Origin of the sequence: Mesorhizobium sp. M0184 (genome assembly GCF_040322215.1) — a bacterium.
In the GTDB taxonomy this organism is placed as follows: Bacteria; Pseudomonadota; Alphaproteobacteria; order Rhizobiales; family Rhizobiaceae; genus Mesorhizobium.
Genome location: NZ_JAMYSZ010000016.1, coordinates 16,629 through 34,007, shown reverse-complemented (window position 1 = coordinate 34,007; position 17,379 = coordinate 16,629). Strand labels below are relative to the sequence as shown.

The following is a 17,379-nucleotide window of genomic DNA, read 5'->3' as shown; positions in this document are numbered from 1 at the left end:
CGCGCGGGATTGCCGGGAAGAACTGCGCTATTGAGCGAACGGCGCCCTGCTTTGGGGGGCGCCGGAGCATGATCCCAAAAAGTGACGATCGGCTTTTGGACAAGATCGTGCTCAACAGAAGACGGAGCGTCATTCCGATTCGATCGGCATGGAGCAAGCTCCAGTGGAGGGGACATGGCTGAGATGGCAGTGCAGCGGGCATCGGGACGCGGCATCTGGGGATGGATGCTGTTCGACTGGGCGGCACAGCCGTTTTTCACGGTCGTTACCACCTTCATCTTCGGTCCTTATTTCGTCTCGCGCATGGCCAGCAATCCGGAGACCGGGCAAGCGGCCTGGGGCTACGGCATTGCCGCCGCCGGCCTCGTCATTGCCGTTTTGTCGCCGGTCCTCGGCTCGATCGCCGATCAGACCGGACCACGCAAACCGTGGATAGCCTTCTTCGCCGCGGTTAAAATCACCTGCCTCAGCCTGCTGTGGTTCGCCGCGCCCGGCTCTAATCTTTTTCTGGTCGTGGCGTTGTTCTCGCTGGCGTCGGTCGCGGCGGAATTCTCGACTGTGTTCAATGATTCGATGATGCCCCGCCTGGTGCCGAAGAGCGACATCGGCAGGATCTCGAACATGGCCTGGGGACTCGGCTATCTCGGCGGCATGATCGCACTGATCTTCGTCGTTACCGTCATGGCCGGCTCGCCTGAAACCGGCAAGACCGTCGTTGGGCTCGACCCGATCTTCGGCCTCGACCCCAGGCTCGGCGAGGACGCGCGCGCTACCGGGCCGTTGTCGGCGGCCTGGTATTTCCTGTTCATCCTGCCGATGTTCTTCTTCACGCCTGATGCGATCAAAGGCATTCCAATCGGGCCGGCGGTGCGCGAGGGACTATCGGAACTGAAGTCGACGCTGGCCGAAGTGCGCAAGCGCAGCGGTATTTTTCGCTTTCTCGTCGCCCGTATGATCTATCAGGACGGCGTCAACGCACTGCTGGCGCTGGGCGGAACGTTTGCGGCGGCAATGTTCCATTGGTCGATTACCGAGATCGGCCTGTTCGGCATCATCCTCAACGTCGTTGCCATCGTCGGCTGCCTGGTTGCCGCACGCCTCGACACAGCGCTGGGTTCCAAGACCATAGTGATGATTTCGCTGGTCATGCTGAGCATTGCCACGATCGGCATCGTTTCGACCGGACCGGGCTATACGCTGTTCGGCGCCTGGGTGATGCCCGGACTGGATGGTGGCGGATTGTTCGGCACGGCGGCGGAAAAAGCCTACATTTTCTACGGCCTGCTGATCGGGCTTGCCTTCGGGCCGGTGCAGGCATCGTCGCGCTCCTACATGGCGCGCAGCGTCACCGCAGCCGAATCGGGCCGCTATTTCGGCATCTATGCGCTGGCCGGCCGGGCAACCAGTTTTGCCGCACCCTTCATGGTGGCCACGATCACCCTGGCCAGCGGCTCGGCGCGGCTCGGCATGGCGGCGATCGTGCTGTTCCTTGGCGCCGGCATGGCGATCCTGATCGGCACGCCCTATCCAGCGGATCGGCCGGCGGAGTGAGCTGCTCTTGCCTTCTCCCACAGCGGGAGGGTAACGAGTTCAATGCCGGAAATGCCTCACTCCGGTGAAGACCATGGCAATGCCGTGAGCGTCGGCGGCGGCGATGACATCGTCGTCGCGCATCGAGCCGCCGGGCTGGATGACGGCTGTGGCGCCGGCTTCGATTGCCGACAAAAGCCCATCCGCGAACGGGAAAAAGGCATCCGAGGCGACGACCGAGCCCCTGGTCAAAGGCTCCGTCAGGCCGGCAGCCTCGGCCGCGTCGAGCGCCTTGCGCGCCGCGATGCGCGAGGAATCGACCCGGCTCATCTGGCCGGCGCCGATGCCGACTGTAGCGCCATCCCTGGCATAGACGATGGCGTTCGACTTGACGTGCTTTGCCACGCGAAAAGCGAATTTCAGATCGGCCAATTCGGCCGGCGTCGGAGCGCGCCTGGTCACCACTTTCAGCTCGAGGTCATCCACCACCGCGTTGTCGCGGCCCTGGACCAGCAAACCGCCAGCAACCGATTTCAAGCCAAGGCCCGCCGCGCGCGGGTCGGGCAGGCCGCCGGTGACTAGCAGGCGTAGGTTCTTCTTGGCGGCAATGATGCGGACTGCTTCTTCGGACGCCTCCGGTGCGATGATCACTTCGGTAAAGGTCTTGACGATCTCTTCGGCGGTTCCGGCATCGAGGATGCGGTTCATGGCGACGATGCCGCCGAAGGCCGAGACCGGGTCGCAGGCCAGCGCCTTGGCATAGGCCGCCTGCAGCGAAGCGTCCTCAGCGACGCCGCACGGGTTGGCGTGCTTGATGATGGCAATTGCTGCGGAGCGCGACGGGTCGAACTCGCCGACCAGCTCGAAGGCAGCGTCGGTGTCGTTGATGTTGTTGTAGGAAAGCTGCTTGCCCTGAAGCTGGCGCGCCGTGGCGACGCCCGGCCGCCTGTCGCCGTTGACATAGAAGCCGGCGCCCTGATGCGGGTTTTCGCCATAGCGCATCACCGATTGCAGCTTGCCGCCGAAGGCGCGCCATGTCGGATGCTCGATCTCGAGCGCCTCGGCGAACCATCCCGAGATCGCCGCATCGTAGGTGGCAGTACGGGCAAAGGCCTTGGCTGCCAGCTTCTTGCGGAAATCCAGCGACAGCGAGCCGAAATTCATCTCCAGCGCGTTGAGCACCGAGGCATAGTCGTCAGGGTCGGTGACGATACCGACATAAGCGTGGTTTTTGGCCGAGGCACGGATCATCGCGGGGCCGCCAATATCGATGTTCTCGACGATCGCCGCGTAGTCGGCGCCGGAGCGGCGCACCTCTTCGAATGGATAGAGATTGGAGACGACGAGATCGATCGGCTCGATGCCGTGGTCGCGCATCGCCGTGGCGTGCTCGGGATCGTCGCGAACACCGAGCAGTGCGCCATGCACCGACGGGTGCAGCGTCTTGACGCGGCCGTCCATGATCTCGGGAAAGCCGGTGAGCTCGGACACGTCGCGCACCGCCATGCCTGCCTCGGCAAGGGCCCTTGCGGTGCCGCCGGTCGAGACTAGCTCGACGCCGGCCGAAGCCAGCGCCCTGGCGAAATCGATCAGGCCGGTCTTATCAAAGACGGAAAGGAGCGCGCGACGGATGGGTACAAGGTCGGGCGCGGGAATGTTCTTGGCGGCGACGGCCATGGGCTGGCGGCCTTTCCAGTTCTGGTTGGAGAGCGTCCGCGGGCCGTAGCATATGAGGCCCGGAAATCAAGCCGCAAGACTTGATCAGTGTCTGCCGTTGCCGTCGGCTTCAGCTTTTTCCGGACGGCCGGCGATGATGGTGCGCGTCAATTGCCAGTGGACCTCGGAAATTTCCGAGGCCTTGAACGCAAGCACGATCTGGCGGCTGCGGCGCGGGCCGCCAAGCCCTGCGAAATAGATCGATTCCTCGACCTCGGGCACCACTTCGGTAGAGGTAAACACCCAGGTGTCGGCATGGTCGGCGGCCAGCACCAGACGGTCATGCTCATCCTGGAGCAGGCTTATATCGGGATGGACATGGAAACGCACCGTGACGAAGTCACGGCCATTGTTGCGGATAGAAGCGCCGCCCGGGCGCAGGAAACGGTCCCTGCCGGCAAGCACATTGCCTTCGGTCGATAATTTCAGCTCGCGCTCATGCAGGAAGCCGAAGCGCGCCACATAGCCGTCATGGCGGGCGATGAAGCCCTGGCTGCCCTTCTGGTCGGTGCGCTTGCAAGGCACATGCTGCGGCCCGCCGATCAAAGGCGTGCCGAGCAGGTCGTTGACGCGCAAGGAGTGATTGAAGCGCGCCGACGACGTGTCGTTGATGGTGGCGGTCGAGTGGGCGGCGGTGGCGCGGGCAAGCGGCCGGAACTCGGCGGCGCCATAAGTGTCTATTCCGGCGTTGACGATATAGTGCTGGCGGCCCGACGACAATTCGAAGGCGAGGCATCCGGCGTGAGCGGCATTGGATACGTCGACGGGGGGCGGCGGGCCGGTATCGGCGATCACAGTGACACCGCCCATCGACAGGCGCTCATAACCCGAATGCGGCGCGTGCAGCAACGGTGCGCCGGCGGTGTCGTCGTGATGCAGGATGCTGGCGATACGGTCGTGAATGGTGGCGCCCATGCCGTTGAAGCGGGCAAGGCTGCCGTCCTGATGGCGAAAGAAGCGCAGTGCCGGCAGCATCCGGTCTATGGCGCCGATCAGGGCGGCCGGCGGCGTCTCGGCCTGATTGGCGTATGTCTGGCGCAACGGCAGAAGGTCGGCGAGGATTTCAAGCACGGTCATCGGATTACGCGAGATATGGCCGCCGTCAGGCAGGATCTGGCGGTCGAGCTCCTCGGCGAGATTGCGGGTAGCACCGCGTAGCGCCGAGGCCGGCGCCGGCAGCGACAAAGCGGCAAAGGCCAGCGCAATGCGGGCGCGCAGCCTGTCCTTGCCGTCCGGCATCTCGCGCACCATGGCGCGCAGATAGCGGATCTGGACGGCGAGCGATTTCAAGAACGCGCGGTAGAACGGAAATTCGGCGCCCTGCAACACGATCGAGGAATGCTGCAGCCAGGCAATGACACGCTTGGCCGTCGTGCCGGGCTCCCAGGCGACGCCGGAAATATGGCTGCCATGGATTGCAATCCAGTCGGAAACCAACGCCCGCGCGTTGGCGGCGGCGAGCTCGGTACCGGCGGCACGCATATGGCGCAGCCAGCGAAAGCCATGCAGCGTTTTTTGCCAGCCGGGATTGGGCACGTCGATCTGGAAGGGCGATTTGCCGCCGGTCTCGACCAGATGCCCCGAAAGCGGATAGCGGCCGTAATAGATCTCGAGCGCGATCTGAGGATCGGCGAGCCGCAGGTCCGGTGGGGCGATCAGGACGCGCTCCGGCGTGCGGCCTGAGTAGCGCCAGCGATAGAGTGGCCCGGCGCGCAAGCGCCGGCGCGTCTTGCGCCAGAACTCCCTCGCGACAAGCGTCCACAGACGCGTCGTGTTACCGGCAGCGATTGCCAAAACCCCTCCTGATCGTCCTCACCCAAGCACAAGTTTATATGATTCAAGAACTTGTGCGAAGGCGAATTCCGCGGCAGTGGGGCCGTTCAGCCTGTTTTCCATGCCTCCTCGCCCCAAGAAGCCGGACGGCGCTTCAAGATCGGCCCTTAGCCGGCTCTGCGCATGCGGGCGGCGAAGAAGCCGTCCAGCCCGGAGCGGCCCGGCGAGCCTAGCTCCAGATCGGCAGGCGTGGTGCGCAACGTGCCTTGCGGCGTCAGAAACGGGTCGATGCCGGCGATCTCACCCGGCCGAAGCGGGTCGTCGACAATCTCCGCATTGCCGGCGAGAAAGTCGCGATAGAGCTCTTCGCCTTCCAGCGGATCGAGCGAACAGTTGGAAAAGACGATGCGTCCACCAGGCTTGACCAGGGTGACGGCGCGGGCAAGCAGCCGGCGTTGCAGGTCGGCCAGTTTTTCGACGTCGGCCACCGTCTTCGTCCAGGGAACGTCGGGATGCCGCCGCACCGTGCCGGTCGAAGAGCAAGGTGGGTCGAGGAGGACGGCGTCGAAGAGGTCCTTCGGCTCGTATTTGAGCAGATCGGCCTGGACGATCTCGGCGGCCAGACCGAGCCGTTCGAGGTTCTGCGTCAGCCGTGCCAGCCGCGTTTTGGACATGTCGAGCGCGGTGACGTGGGCGCCGGCGAGGATCAGCTGGGCGGTCTTGCCGCCCGGCGCGGCACAGAGGTCGGCGATTCGCAAACCATCGATGTCGCCGAACAGCCGGGCCGGCAGGCTGGCCGCTGCATCCTGAACCCACCAGGCGCCTTCCCCAAAGCCGGGCAGTTCGGTCACGGAAGCGCTGAGCTTTTCCACCCGCACCGTGCCGGTCGGCAAGACAAAGCCGCCGAGCCGTTCGGCCCACAGCGCCGGGTCCGACTTGACCGAGAAATCGACCGGTGCCTCATGGCGATGGGCGAGCAGTATCTGCCTGGCCTTGTCGAGGCCGTAGACCGTCTTCAAACGGTCGGAAAACCATTTTGGCGCCTCGTCGGTAGCGGCAAGTGCTGCGGCGAGCTCGTCCTGCTTGGCCCGCGCCAGCGTGCGCAGCACGCCGTTGACGAGGCCGGAAAAGCGCGCCGTGCGCGGATCGGACTTGGCGTGTGTCACGGCGAGGTCGACGGCGGCGCTGTCGGGAACATCGAGGAACAGGATCTGCGCTGCCGCCACATGCAAAATGTGCGAAAGCGCCGTGGCGTTGGGCGGCAGCGGCTTTTCCAGGCGACGGGCCAAAAGGCCTGATATGGTCATGCGGTAGCGCAGGGCGGTGACCAGAATGGCGCGCACCAAGGCGCGGTCGCGCAGGTCGAGCGCCTTGTACTGCGGATGGCCGTTTTCATGGTCGGTCAGCCCGTCGAGCGGCGTTTTCGCGTCAATGACGGCGGCAAGCAGGCGCGCGGCTGCCTTGCGCGCGGCGAGACCGGCTACGGCCTCGCCGCTCGAATTGTGTTCACGATCGCCTGAAATTCCGTGCCGGCGCTTCGCTGAACTCACGACCACGGACCTTTGGGTCCGGTCGGATTGCGTCCCCAGGGATTGGGTCTCGGCTTGGCCGGCTCAGGCGGCCTCTCGGGCCGCGCGGCCCTGTCCCACGGACCAGACGGCTGCTGCCCGGTCCCTTCCGGCGCTGGCCTTGGCGTCGCGGCCGCTTCGGGTGCGCCGGCCATTTCGCTCGCCATCCTCTGCAACGCGGCGATGCGGTTTTCTGTGCTCGGGTGAGTGGAAAACAAACTGTCCATGCGCTCGCCGGAAAGAGGATTGATGATGAAGAGATGGGCGGTTGCCGGATTGCGCTCGGCATCCGGGTTGCGGATGCGTTCGGCGCCCCGCGCGATCTTGTCAAGTGCCGAGGCGAGCCACAGCGGGTGTCCACAGATTTCGGCACCGCGCCGGTCGGCCTCATATTCGCGGGTGCGGCTCACCGCCATCTGCACGATCATGGCGGCCAGGGGCGCGACTATCATCGCCACCAGCACGCCGACGATGCCAAAGGAATTGTTATTGTCGCGGTTGCCGCCGAAAAAGAAGGCGAAATTGCCGAGCATCGAAATTGCGCCGGCAAAGGTGGCGACGATCGTCATAGTCAGCGTATCGCGGTGCTGCACATGGGCGAGCTCGTGTGCCATCACCGCCGCGACTTCTTCATGCGATAGCCGCTCGAGCAGGCCGGTGCTGGCGGCGACAGCGGCATTTTGCGGATTGCGGCCGGTGGCGAAGGCATTGGGCTGCGGATTGTCGATGAGATAGGTTCTCGGCATCGGCAGGCCGACACGTTGCGCGAGACCCTTCACGATGGCGTAATATTCAGGCGCGTTGCGTTCGTCGACTTCGATCGCACGGTGCATCGACAGCACCATCTTGTCGGCGTTCCAATAGCTGAACAAATTGGTGCCGGCGGCGATCAGCAAGGCAATCATCATGCCGCCGGATCCGCCGACCAGATAGCCGACGCCCATGAACAGGGCCGTCATTGCGGCCAAAAGCATGGCGGTGCGAAGGGTGTTCATCGTCTGCTCCATTTTGGCCCAACAAAGGGGTCGATCCTTGTGGGCCCATCGCTATATGATGGGAAACAGCGGTTCCCGTTTCAATCGGGGCCTGTTTCAATCTAGCGGAAGATCGCATGATCGACAAAACCAGCCAAACGCATGCTAACGGCTCGCCGCAAAAGCCGCTGACCCCGGCAGCCAGGCGCGCCTTGGTCGAGGCCGAGGCCCGGCGGGAGAAATATCGCGAGCAGGAAGCCACGCTGCCGAGGGAGATCGACGGGCGCGGAGGCAAGGAGCCCGGCCGCTACGGCGACTGGGAGGTCAAGGGCCTGACCAGCGACTTTTAGCCCAGGCGGGGTGCTAGTCAAACAGGCAGCGCGGCCCGCTCCACTCCGATGGCAATCCAGCCGCTGGAATCGACGGCGATGCCGATCGCGTCATAGCCGGCGATGGTGGCATGCGGCGTCTCCAACGGATGCCGGTGCGTGGCGCTGATCACCACGACCGCAGCGCCCGCGGCTTCGGCCGCCGCTATGCCGGCCGGCGCGTCCTCGAAGACGAGGCAGTCGCCCACATCGACGCCGAGCCGTTCGGCCGCCAGCCGGAAGCAGTCGGGCGCCGGCTTGCCGCGCGATACATCCTCCGCCGCAACAATCACGGCGGGAGCCGGAATACTCGCGGCCTGCAGGCGCAGCAGGGCGAGCTCGCGCGGTGCCGAAGTGGCGATCGCCCAGCTTCCAGGCGGCAGCGACGCCAGGAAGGCCGCGGCGCCGGCAATCGGGCGAATGCCCTCGACATCGGCCGCCTCGGCCTGCAAAAGCGAATCGGCTTCGCGGGCAGGATCGACGCCCGGGAGCGCCAGCCGGCCGATGGTCTCGATCGCCCGCACGCCGTGGATGGTCGGCAGGAATGCGGCGACGTCAAGACCTTGCCGATGCGCCCACGCTGCCCAGACCCTTTCCGCTGCGGCGATCGAATTGAGAATCGTGCCGTCCATATCGAACAGGAAGGCCGCGAATTTTCTGCCTGCAAACATCGGTTTCCCGGGGTTATCTTGGAGGGATTATTTCGAAAGACGCGTGTCAATCGACCGTAACGTTGCCGCGTCCGTATGGGAAGCCGCGAGGCGTCGTTTTTGACGACCACAAGGAACCGCCACACACTGTCCCGCGTTGATCGGCACTATCTTCCATGACGATCGTAGGGGAGGGCGATGCTGATTCGGCTCGGCTATGAAATTGCCATTGAATGCGTTGCAGCAACGCCGGTCGTTTCATTGCTCGATATCCACAGGGACCGCCAGGCCGACATCAAGCGGCAGACGCGCGTGCTGACCTCGCCGTCGGTCCCGACCAGGGTCTACCACGACCTTTTCGGCAATAGCTGCCGCCGCTTCACGGCGCCGGCCGGAAGCTTTCGCATCCTCTATGACGCGGTGGTCGAGGACAGCGGCGAGACAGACGAAGTCAACACGCTGGCCAGGGAAGTCCCGGTTGCCGAATTGCCGGACGAGGTGCTCGGCTATCTGCTCGGCAGCCGTTACTGCGAGACCGACCATCTCGGCGACCTGGCCTGGCAACTTTTCGGCCAGCTTCCGCCGGGCTGGGCGCGGGTGCAGGCCATCGTCGACTATGTCCACAACCGCCTGTCCTTCGGCTACGGCTATGCGCGCTCGACCCGCACGGCGGCGCAGGCGCATGAGGAACGCGTCGGCGTCTGCCGCGACTTTGCCCATCTGGCGATCACGCTCTGCCGCTGCATGAACATCCCGGCCCGCTACGTGAACGGCTATCTCGGCGATATCGGCGTGCCCGCCGATCCGGCGCCGATGGATTTCTCGGCCTGGTTGGAAGTGTTCCTCGACGGCAGGTGGTACACTTTCGATCCTCGCCACAATGTGCCGAGGATCGGCCGCGTCGTCATCGCCCGCGGCCGCGACGCCACCGACGTGCCGCTGCTGCACAGTTTTGGCCCGCATCGGCTCACCCTGTTCAAGGTCTGGACGCACGAGCAGGAAGGTAATCTGTTCAAGCCGCCTTATCGTGGCGTCGACAAGACGGTCAGCGCACGGATGCTGGCCTAGTCTTTCGGGACACATTCACAGTCCGTGTTTCCATTTCCCGCCACCGCGATCGTGCTGAACCGGTTCGATACATCTCGTCTGTACCGGATTGGGACGCAGTCCAGTCGTCCTGAATTGCGAGCCTGTTCGTGGTAAGCGCTTTGTCAACAAAGCCGTGCCGGCGCAGCTTTCGTTTACCCGCTGTTTACCCTGCCGCCGCTCGAAACCGTTTGGAAACAATGACCTGATCGCGGGCCGGTCGCTTTCCCGGGCCTGGCGGCGCGATCCGGCCGGATTCCTGCAATGCGCGTTCGGACAGCTGCAGGCTGTAGCGAATGGAGGCGGAAGGAATGCGGCGTTTCGGGGGTCTTGTTCAGACGATCGGCGGCTTTGCCGGGGATCGCAGCGGAAATTTCGCGGTCCTGTTTGGGATAATCGGCTCAGTGCTGGCACTGAGTGTCGGCTTTGCGGTCAACGTGTCCCAACTCTACAATGTAAAATCGAGCCTGCAAGGCGTGGTCGATGCAGCGGTCACCTCGACGGCCCGCGACCTGACAACCGGCGTCATCAGCGAGGCCGACGCCGGCAAATCGGTGCAGGCCTTTCTCGATGCCAACAGCACGGCGGGTATCCTCCAGGACAACCAGATCGTCCTCGACAATCTGGTTGTCGACAGGACAGCCAAGACTGTCCAGGCGGACGTCCATGTCAACGTCAACTACTATTTCCCGCTTTTCAGCACGGTTGGCATGCAACGCGTCCCCGCATCGACGATGGCGCTCTATTCGGACAAGCAGATCGAAGTCGCTATGATGCTGGACGTGACCGGTTCGATGGCCGGCCAGAAAATCATCGATCTACGGGCGGCCGCGGCGAATGCCGTCGACAGTTTCCTGGGCGGCCAGGACCCTGCCAACCCGCGAGTGCGCGTCTCCATCGTGCCCTACGCGAATTCGGTGAATGCCGGCGCGCTTGCCGTCAGCAGCGTCTATGTGGAAACCACCGCCAGTCAACGCAAACAGGCGCCGGCCAATGACGCCGTGCAGTATGTCTCGGGCTTTATCCGTCCCGATAATTGCGCCACCGAGCGCAAGGGGATCTATCAATATTCGGACGCAGGCCCCGACGCCAGCATGGTCAACCGCGACTACCTGCTGTCGTCCTTCGCGTGGCAAACCGGCACCGCCGCCTGCCCGAGCGCCGCGCTGATGCCGCTGACAGCGGATGCGACGGCGCTCAAGACGGTCATCAAGAATTTCGTCGCCTCCGGCGGCACCGCTGGCCATATCGGCGTGCAGTGGACCTGGTACATGCTCTCGGAGAACTGGGGGGGCATCATGAGGACTTCGCAGCGGCCGGCCAAGATGGATCCAAAGAAGGTCGCCAAGATCGCGATCCTGATGACCGACGGCGAATTCAACCTGTCCTACTTCGATGCGAGCACGGTGAGCGACGTCTACAATGACGCCGGCAAGGAGCCGACCCGCACGGCCGCCAAGAAACTTTGCGCTGCCATGCGCGACAAGGGCATCGAGGTCTTCACCATTGGGTTTGACCTAAACGAAACGAATGCCAAGGCGACGCTCCAGGATTGCGCGAGCCCGGACACCGCCAAGATCAAGCACTTTTATCAGGCGGCCAATGGAACGGAACTCAACCAGGCTTTCCAGGATATAGCGCGCAACGTCGAGATGTTAACCGTAACCAAATAGGGGACAACAGCCCAAAAAAGAAAAGGCCGCCGCTTCTCGCGAAGCCGGCGGCCTTCCGTGTTTCCGTCCATGGCGCGGCTCCTGGCGGCGACGGTTGGTCGCCAGCCGCGCATCTCGCGCCTTAACGGGAAGACTGCTTCCCGAAAGTGCGATCCGCTGAGGCCACGTTCTGGAAAACGAAATCACTCGACATCGGATCACCTCCTTTCGATTTGTTGAACACTCCCTCATGATGGGGTGTCATCCGGCAAATGGCAAGGCGCGGCACCCGAAAATCCTGAACAAGCCTGCTTGTGCACTCGGGCGGCTTGCGGCCGGCCGATCGGGCAGGCAAGATCGAGCCGCTATTGTTCCGGGCCACTATTTTGCCGGGTAAGGGAGGACGGGGATGGAGGCAGCCGAGAGAGCGGCCCGGATTGTTCGGACGGTCATCGAGACGCTGAAGCCGGGTTTTGCGGTGAGGCTGTGGACAGGCGAGCGGATCGGCCCGGCTGCCGGCCCGGTGCTCACCATCAACGACCAGGACATCGTCTGGCAGATCGTACGTCGGCCCTCTTTATCGACGCTGATCGAGATGTGGATTGCCAAGGCGGTCGACGTCGAAGACGGATCGCTGTTCGATTTCTACGCCTTGCCCACGCAGGGCAAGCTCAGGACGAAGCTCAAGACATTGCCGAAGCTGGCGATCCTGCGCGACCTGCCGGCGGTGCTGTTTTCGCGAAAACAGATGACGACGCGAACCGATCTTTCCGGCCGCAATCCTTTTGTCAGCGGTTCGAGCAAGGAGGCGATCCAGCATCATTACGACATTTCCAACGCATTCTACCGGCTCTTCCTCGACGAGCGCATGGTCTATAGCTGCGGCTACTTCAAGGATTTCGCCAACGATATCGATCAGGCCCAGAGAGACAAGCTCGACCATATCTGCCGCAAGCTTCGGCTGAAGCCCGGCGATAGATTGCTCGACATCGGCTGCGGCTGGGGAGCGATGCTCATCCATGCGGTGAAGAATTATGGCGTCGTCGGCCACGGCGTTTCGCTATCGGAAGCACAGACCGAGCTCGCCCGTGACCGCATCCGCGCCGCCGGGCTGGAGGACCGCATCACCATCGAGATCAAGTCCTATGCCGAGCTGTCCGGCTCCTTCGACAAGATCTCCTCGATCGGCATGTTCGAGCATCTGGGGCTTGCCAACCATGCGGCCTATTTCTCGAGGATCCATCGCCTGCTCAAGCCCGGCGGCATCTATCTGCACCACGCCATCACCCGGCGCGACAAGGGCAGCTTGAAGAAGACGCTGCGCAAGGGGCCGGAATTCAAGGCGCTGATCAAATACATTTTTCCGGGCGGCGAACTCGATACGATCGGCATGACGCTCGGCAATCTCGAGGCGCACGGCTTCCTCGTCTACGACGTCGAAAACTTGCGCGAGCACTATGCGCGCACCTGCAGGCTATGGGCAGAGCGTCTCCACGCACGCTTCGACGAAGCCATCGCCGAGGTCGGCGAAGCCAAGGCGCGGCTCTGGCTGCTTTATCTGACCGGCTGCTCGATTACCTTCGAACGCGCCTCGGCGCAGGTTTTCCAGACCGTCGCCACAAGGCGCGCGCGTGGGCCGAGCGGCCTGCCGCCGACGCGGGCGGATTTGTACCGATAGCTACAGGAGGCGCATCGTGGCGCCGATCTCGACGCGGGCCGGTCGATCGACGGTGCAGTAGACGCCGAGGTTATGGGCGTTGTGGCGGACCAGGCTGCGCAGGATTGCCGGGTCGTGGTCGAACCCGTCCTGGCCAATGATGGTGAAGCCGCAGCGGCGGCACGGCTCGGAGATGGTCAGGAGCAGGTCGCCGATTGCCAGCTTGCGCCCGATCCATTCCGTCTCGGGGAACGATCCCTCGACCTCCGGCATATCGACGACGATGTTGGGGCGGAAGCGGCGCGCGTCGGCGGTGCCCTCTGGATGCAGCACTTTCAAACGCGCCAGTGAGGCGGTGGTCAGCAGATGAATAGGGGCTTTGACGTAGCGTTCCGTCAGCGGAGGGCCGGCGTAATCCGGAGCCGCATTTTCCCGACGGAACGGCCGGATGGAAGCCGCAAAGCCGAGATAGGCGCAAATGGCGCGATCACTTTGCGCGCCAGGTGCCGAAAGCCAGCGTCCGTCGGGGATGGCGACCTCCAGCCTGCCGGCCTGCGACAGCCGGGTGCGGATGCGGGGCACCTTGTGCCATTTCGCTTCGCGGTCGGGCCGTGCGATTTCATCGGTCGAGGTATCGACAAGACCAAACAGGCGGTCGCCTTCGACGGTATGCCAGTCGACGGAGATCGCCTGCTGAAACTCGCCGGCGAGCGAGCTCGCGGGATAGCGCCAAAGCTCGGTGACGGCGCCCAATGCGGGTTGCATCAGCCCTTCTTGTTTTGCCGGTTGGCGATAAGGTCGTCGACGACCGCCGGATCGGCCAGCGTCGAGGTATCGCCGAGCGCGGCAAAATCATCCTCGGCGATCTTGCGCAGGATGCGTCGCATGATCTTGCCGGAACGCGTCTTCGGCAGGCCGGGCGCGAACTGGATCTTGTCGGGCGAAGCGATGGCGCCGATCTCCTTGCGGACGTGGGCGACGAGCTCCTGGCGCAATTCCTCGCTTGGCGTCTCGCCGGCCATCAGCGTGACATAGCAGTAGATGCCCTGGCCCTTGATATCGTGCGGGTAGCCGACGACGGCGGCCTCCGAGACCTTCCCATGCGAAACCAGCGCCGATTCGACCTCGGCGGTGCCCATGCGGTGGCCGGAGACGTTGATGACGTCGTCGACGCGGCCGGTGATCCAGTAGTAGCCGTCAGCATCGCGGCGGCAGCCGTCGCCGGTGAAGTATCTGCCCTTGTAGGTCGAGAAATAGGTCTGCACGAAGCGGTCGTGATCGCCATAGACGGTGCGCGTCTGGCCCGGCCATGAGTCGGCAATACAAAGATTGCCGCTGGCTTCGCCTTCGAGCACCTTGCCGTCGGTATCGACCAGCTGCGGCTTGACGCCAAAGAAGGGCCGCGTCGCCGAACCCGCCTTGAGGTGGGTGGCGCCCGGAACCGGCGTGATCATGATGCCGCCGGTCTCGGTCTGCCACCAGGTATCGACGATCGGCACCTTGCCGTTGCCGACGACGTTGAAATACCACTCCCAGGCTTCCGGATTGATCGGCTCGCCGACGGTGCCGAGCACGCGCAGCGACTTGCGCGACGTTTTGGTGACATGGGCATCGCCGGCGCCCATCAGCGCGCGCAACGCCGTCGGCGCCGTGTAGAAGATGTTGACCTTGTGCTTGTCGATCACGTCCCAGAAACGCGACTGCGACGGGTAGTTCGGCACGCCTTCGAATATCAGCGTGGTGGCGCCGTTGGCGAGCGGCCCGTAGACGATATAGCTGTGGCCGGTGACCCAGCCGACATCGGCGGTGCACCAGTAGATATCGCCGTCATGATAGTCGAAGACATATTGGTGGGTCATCGAGACATAGACGAGATAGCCGGCGGTGGTGTGCAGCACGCCCTTCGGCTTGCCGGTCGAGCCGGATGTGTAGAGGATGAACAGCGGGTCCTCGGCGTTCATCTTCTCGGGCTTGCATTCGGCCTTAACCGTGGCGACCTCGTCATGGTACCAGACGTCGCGCCCGGCGGCCCAGCCGGTCTTGCCGCCGGTGCGGCGCACGACCAAGACCTTTTCGACTTTCGTTCCGGCCTTGGCGGCGATCTCGATCGCCTTGTCGGTGTTCTCCTTCAGCGGGATAGGCTTGCCGCCCCGCAGGCCTTCGTCGGCGGTGATGACGAAGGTCGACTTGCAGTCATCGATGCGTCCGGCCAGCGCATCCGGCGAAAAGCCGCCGAAGACGACCGAATGAATGGCGCCGATGCGCGTGCAGGCGAGCATCGCATAAGCGGCCTCCGGGATCATCGGCATGTAGATGGTTACGCGGTCGCCCTTCTTGATGCCGTGCTTTTTCATCACATTGGCGAGGCGGCAGACATGCGCGTAAAGCTCGTTATAGGTGATCTTCCTGTCGTCGTAGGGATTGTCGCCTTCCCAGATGATGGCGGTCTGTTCGCCGCGCTTCTTCAGATGCCGGTCGATGCAGTTCCAGGAAACGTTGGTCTGGCCATCCTCGAACCATTTGATCGAGACCTGGCCGTCGAAGGACGTGTTCTTGACCTTGCTGTAGGGCTTGAACCAGTCGATGCGCTTGCCGTGCTTGCCCCAGAACTTGTCCGGGTTCTTGACACTGTCGGCGTACCATTTCAGGTAGGTGTCGTTGTCAATCAGCGCGTTCTTCTTCCACGCCGGCTGGACGCGATGGACATGAACATCGGACATTTCTTCGCCTTCCTCCCCAAAACCAAACCGCCGGCTTGACTGCCGGCAGGATCGCGGCGATGCGGCCGCGAATTCGCGCGCATTATTAACAGTTCGGCCGCGACGGCAACATTAGACGTTGGATTCGCGCGGCGGGATGCCGCAGGTGCCTTGCCGGGCGGTGTCAGCACTCTCGTGAGGCGGCTGCTAAGCGCATGTTTTTGCGGGAGGAATCTAGTTTGATCGCAGAAATATCAATAGACGAATAAGTAAATGGGGTGCACAATTTCAGGCTGGGAGGAAGGAGAATCAACCAGGGGACCGCAATGCGCGACCATTCAGAAATGGACCTGATGCTCAAGGGCTATGGCTTGACCACGGCCAAAATTCTTTATCACTTTCCAGATCATCCGCATCTGCTGCAGAGCTTCATCTGGCAGGATTACGATATCGCCCCGAAATTTCCCGTGCTGATCCGTTTCATCGAGTTCTGGAAGGCCAAGCTCGAAGGCCCGCTGCATTCGGTCAGCTACACGCACCAGAAGTTGATCGCGCCTAACGAATGGCGCAAGGTCGACGGCGAGTTCGTGCTGCATTAGCCCGGGGGCGGCAGCCTGGGAGCCGCCGCCCAGCTTTTGGAGCGTCAGACTGCGGGCGGGTTCAGCCGGGCAAAACCCTCCTGCCGGCGATAGGGAAAATACGGATAGGGTGCGGTGACCTCACTTGCCGTGTCGAGCTTCTTCATCTGCTCGGCTGTCAAGGACCAGCCGACGGCGCCGAGATTCTGGCGCAACTGCTCCTCGTTGCGCGCGCCAACGATGACGGAGGTGACGGTCGGCCGCTGCAGCAGCCAATTGATGGCGATCTGCGGTACGGTCTTGCCGGTTTCCTCGGCGACAACATCAAGCGCGTCGACGACCCGATAGAGATGCTCATCCTCGACGGGCGGTCCGAAGCTTGCCGTGTCGTGCAGCCGGCTTTTTTCAGGCAGCTTCTGGCCACGGCGGATCTTGCCGGTCAGGCGGCCCCAGCCGAGTGGGCTCCACACCAGCGCACCGACGCCCTGGTCGAGGCCGAGCGGCATCAACTCCCATTCATAATCGCGTCCGACCAGCGAGTAATAGACCTGATGGGCGACGTATCGGGGATAGCCATATCTATCCGCCAGGCCGAGCGACTTCATCACTTGCCAGCCGGAAAAATTGGAGACGCCGACATAACGCAGTTTGCCGGCGCGCACGAGACTGTCCAGCGTCGACAGCACCTCCTCGATCGGTGTTGCGGCGTCGAAGGCGTGCAGTTGCAGCAGGTCGATGTAATCGGTGCCAAGACGCTTCAGCGCGTCTTCGACGGCCTTGATCAGGCGTGAACGTGACGATCCGGCATCGTTGGGACCGTCGCCCATCGGCAGCGAGGTCTTGGTCGAGATCAGCACGGCGTCGCGGCGGCCCTTGATGGCAGCGCCGAGCACTTGTTCGGAAGCGCCATTCGAACAGACGTCGGCGGTGTCGAACAGGTTGACGCCGGCCTCAAGGCAGATGTCGACCAGCCGCCGTGCTTCCGTCGCATCGCTGTTGCCCCAGGCGCCGAACAGCGGGCCTGAACCGCCGAAGGTTCCAGCGCCGAACGAGAGCGCCGGGACCTTCAGGCCTGATGCGCCAAGATTTCGATAATCCATGGGTTTGCTCCTTGTGGAAGGATGGCTG

The 17,379-nt window shown here is 63.3% G+C and carries 14 protein-coding genes; 6 read left to right on the top strand and 8 right to left on the bottom strand.

All coding sequences use genetic code 11. The features are described 5' to 3' along the window. Window positions 1-174 precede the first annotated feature (174 nt). Complete coding sequence (locus tag NKJ23_RS20045; RefSeq protein ID WP_352681810.1) at window positions 175-1,551, top strand: MFS transporter; 1,377 nt, start codon at window positions 175-177, stop codon at window positions 1,549-1,551. A gap of 39 nt (window positions 1,552-1,590) precedes the next feature. On the opposite strand, the gene purH is transcribed toward NKJ23_RS20045, so the two are convergent. The 4 genes from purH to htpX form a co-directional block, all read right to left on the bottom strand. After that, a complete protein-coding gene (purH, locus tag NKJ23_RS20040; protein ID WP_352681807.1) occupies window positions 1,591-3,207 on the bottom strand; it encodes a bifunctional phosphoribosylaminoimidazolecarboxamide formyltransferase/IMP cyclohydrolase in 1,617 nt (538 codons plus the stop codon). A gap of 84 nt (window positions 3,208-3,291) precedes the next feature. After that, complete coding sequence (locus tag NKJ23_RS20035; RefSeq protein WP_352681805.1) at window positions 3,292-5,040, bottom strand: heparinase II/III family protein; 1,749 nt, start codon at window positions 5,038-5,040, stop codon at window positions 3,292-3,294. 146 nt (window positions 5,041-5,186) lie between these two features. Beyond that, on the bottom strand, window positions 5,187-6,575 hold the full coding sequence (locus tag NKJ23_RS20030; RefSeq protein WP_352681803.1) for an RsmB/NOP family class I SAM-dependent RNA methyltransferase: 1,389 nt from the start codon (window positions 6,573-6,575) through the stop codon (window positions 5,187-5,189). Beyond that, window positions 6,566-7,582 (bottom strand): zinc metalloprotease HtpX, encoded by a 1,017-nt coding sequence (gene htpX, locus NKJ23_RS20025; RefSeq protein ID WP_352681801.1) that lies wholly within the window; start codon window positions 7,580-7,582, stop codon window positions 6,566-6,568. Before htpX ends, NKJ23_RS20030 begins: the two co-directional genes overlap by 10 nt. A gap of 116 nt (window positions 7,583-7,698) precedes the next feature. Between htpX and NKJ23_RS20020 the strand changes: the two genes are divergently transcribed. After that, the gene (locus NKJ23_RS20020; protein WP_352681799.1) at window positions 7,699-7,911 is read left to right on the top strand and encodes a DUF1674 domain-containing protein; all 213 of its coding nucleotides are present in this window, start codon (window positions 7,699-7,701) and stop codon (window positions 7,909-7,911) included. 17 nt (window positions 7,912-7,928) lie between these two features. Here NKJ23_RS20020 and NKJ23_RS20015 read toward each other — a convergent pair whose 3' ends face one another. Beyond that, entirely contained in the window at window positions 7,929-8,600 is a 672-nt protein-coding gene (locus NKJ23_RS20015; protein WP_352681797.1) for an HAD-IA family hydrolase, read from the bottom strand. Between the two features lie 177 nt (window positions 8,601-8,777). Between NKJ23_RS20015 and NKJ23_RS20010 the strand changes: the two genes are divergently transcribed. The 3 genes from NKJ23_RS20010 to NKJ23_RS20000 all read left to right on the top strand — a co-directional run bounded on the left by NKJ23_RS20010 (window position 8,778) and on the right by NKJ23_RS20000 (window position 12,995). Continuing rightward, window positions 8,778-9,647, top strand: a complete 870-nt coding sequence (locus NKJ23_RS20010; protein ID WP_352681794.1) for a transglutaminase-like domain-containing protein — start codon at window positions 8,778-8,780, stop codon at window positions 9,645-9,647. Between the two features lie 329 nt (window positions 9,648-9,976). Continuing rightward, a complete protein-coding gene (locus NKJ23_RS20005; RefSeq protein ID WP_352681792.1) occupies window positions 9,977-11,338 on the top strand; it encodes a pilus assembly protein TadG-related protein in 1,362 nt (453 codons plus the stop codon). Between the two features lie 388 nt (window positions 11,339-11,726). After that, entirely contained in the window at window positions 11,727-12,995 is a 1,269-nt protein-coding gene (locus NKJ23_RS20000) for a class I SAM-dependent methyltransferase (protein WP_352681790.1), read from the top strand. Here the strand turns inward: NKJ23_RS20000 and NKJ23_RS19995 are convergent, their stop codons facing one another. Both NKJ23_RS19995 and acs read right to left on the bottom strand, forming a co-directional pair. Further along, window positions 12,996-13,739 (bottom strand): MOSC domain-containing protein, encoded by a 744-nt coding sequence (locus NKJ23_RS19995; RefSeq protein ID WP_352455016.1) that lies wholly within the window; start codon window positions 13,737-13,739, stop codon window positions 12,996-12,998. It abuts the gene before it with no gap. Continuing rightward, entirely contained in the window at window positions 13,739-15,694 is a 1,956-nt protein-coding gene (gene acs, locus NKJ23_RS19990; protein WP_352681788.1) for an acetate--CoA ligase, read from the bottom strand. The genes NKJ23_RS19995 and acs overlap by 1 nt, the downstream gene beginning before the upstream one ends. A gap of 305 nt (window positions 15,695-15,999) precedes the next feature. On the opposite strand from acs, the gene NKJ23_RS19985 reads away from it, so the two are divergent. After that, window positions 16,000-16,272: an usg protein gene (locus tag NKJ23_RS19985; protein WP_023678111.1), complete on the top strand. Its 273-nt coding sequence runs from the start codon at window positions 16,000-16,002 to the stop codon at window positions 16,270-16,272. Window positions 16,273-16,316: 44 nt separating this feature from the next. Here NKJ23_RS19985 and NKJ23_RS19980 read toward each other — a convergent pair whose 3' ends face one another. Further along, window positions 16,317-17,351, bottom strand: coding sequence for an aldo/keto reductase (locus NKJ23_RS19980; RefSeq protein WP_352681786.1), 1,035 nt, complete (start codon window positions 17,349-17,351; stop codon window positions 16,317-16,319). Window positions 17,352-17,379: the final 28 nt, after the last annotated feature.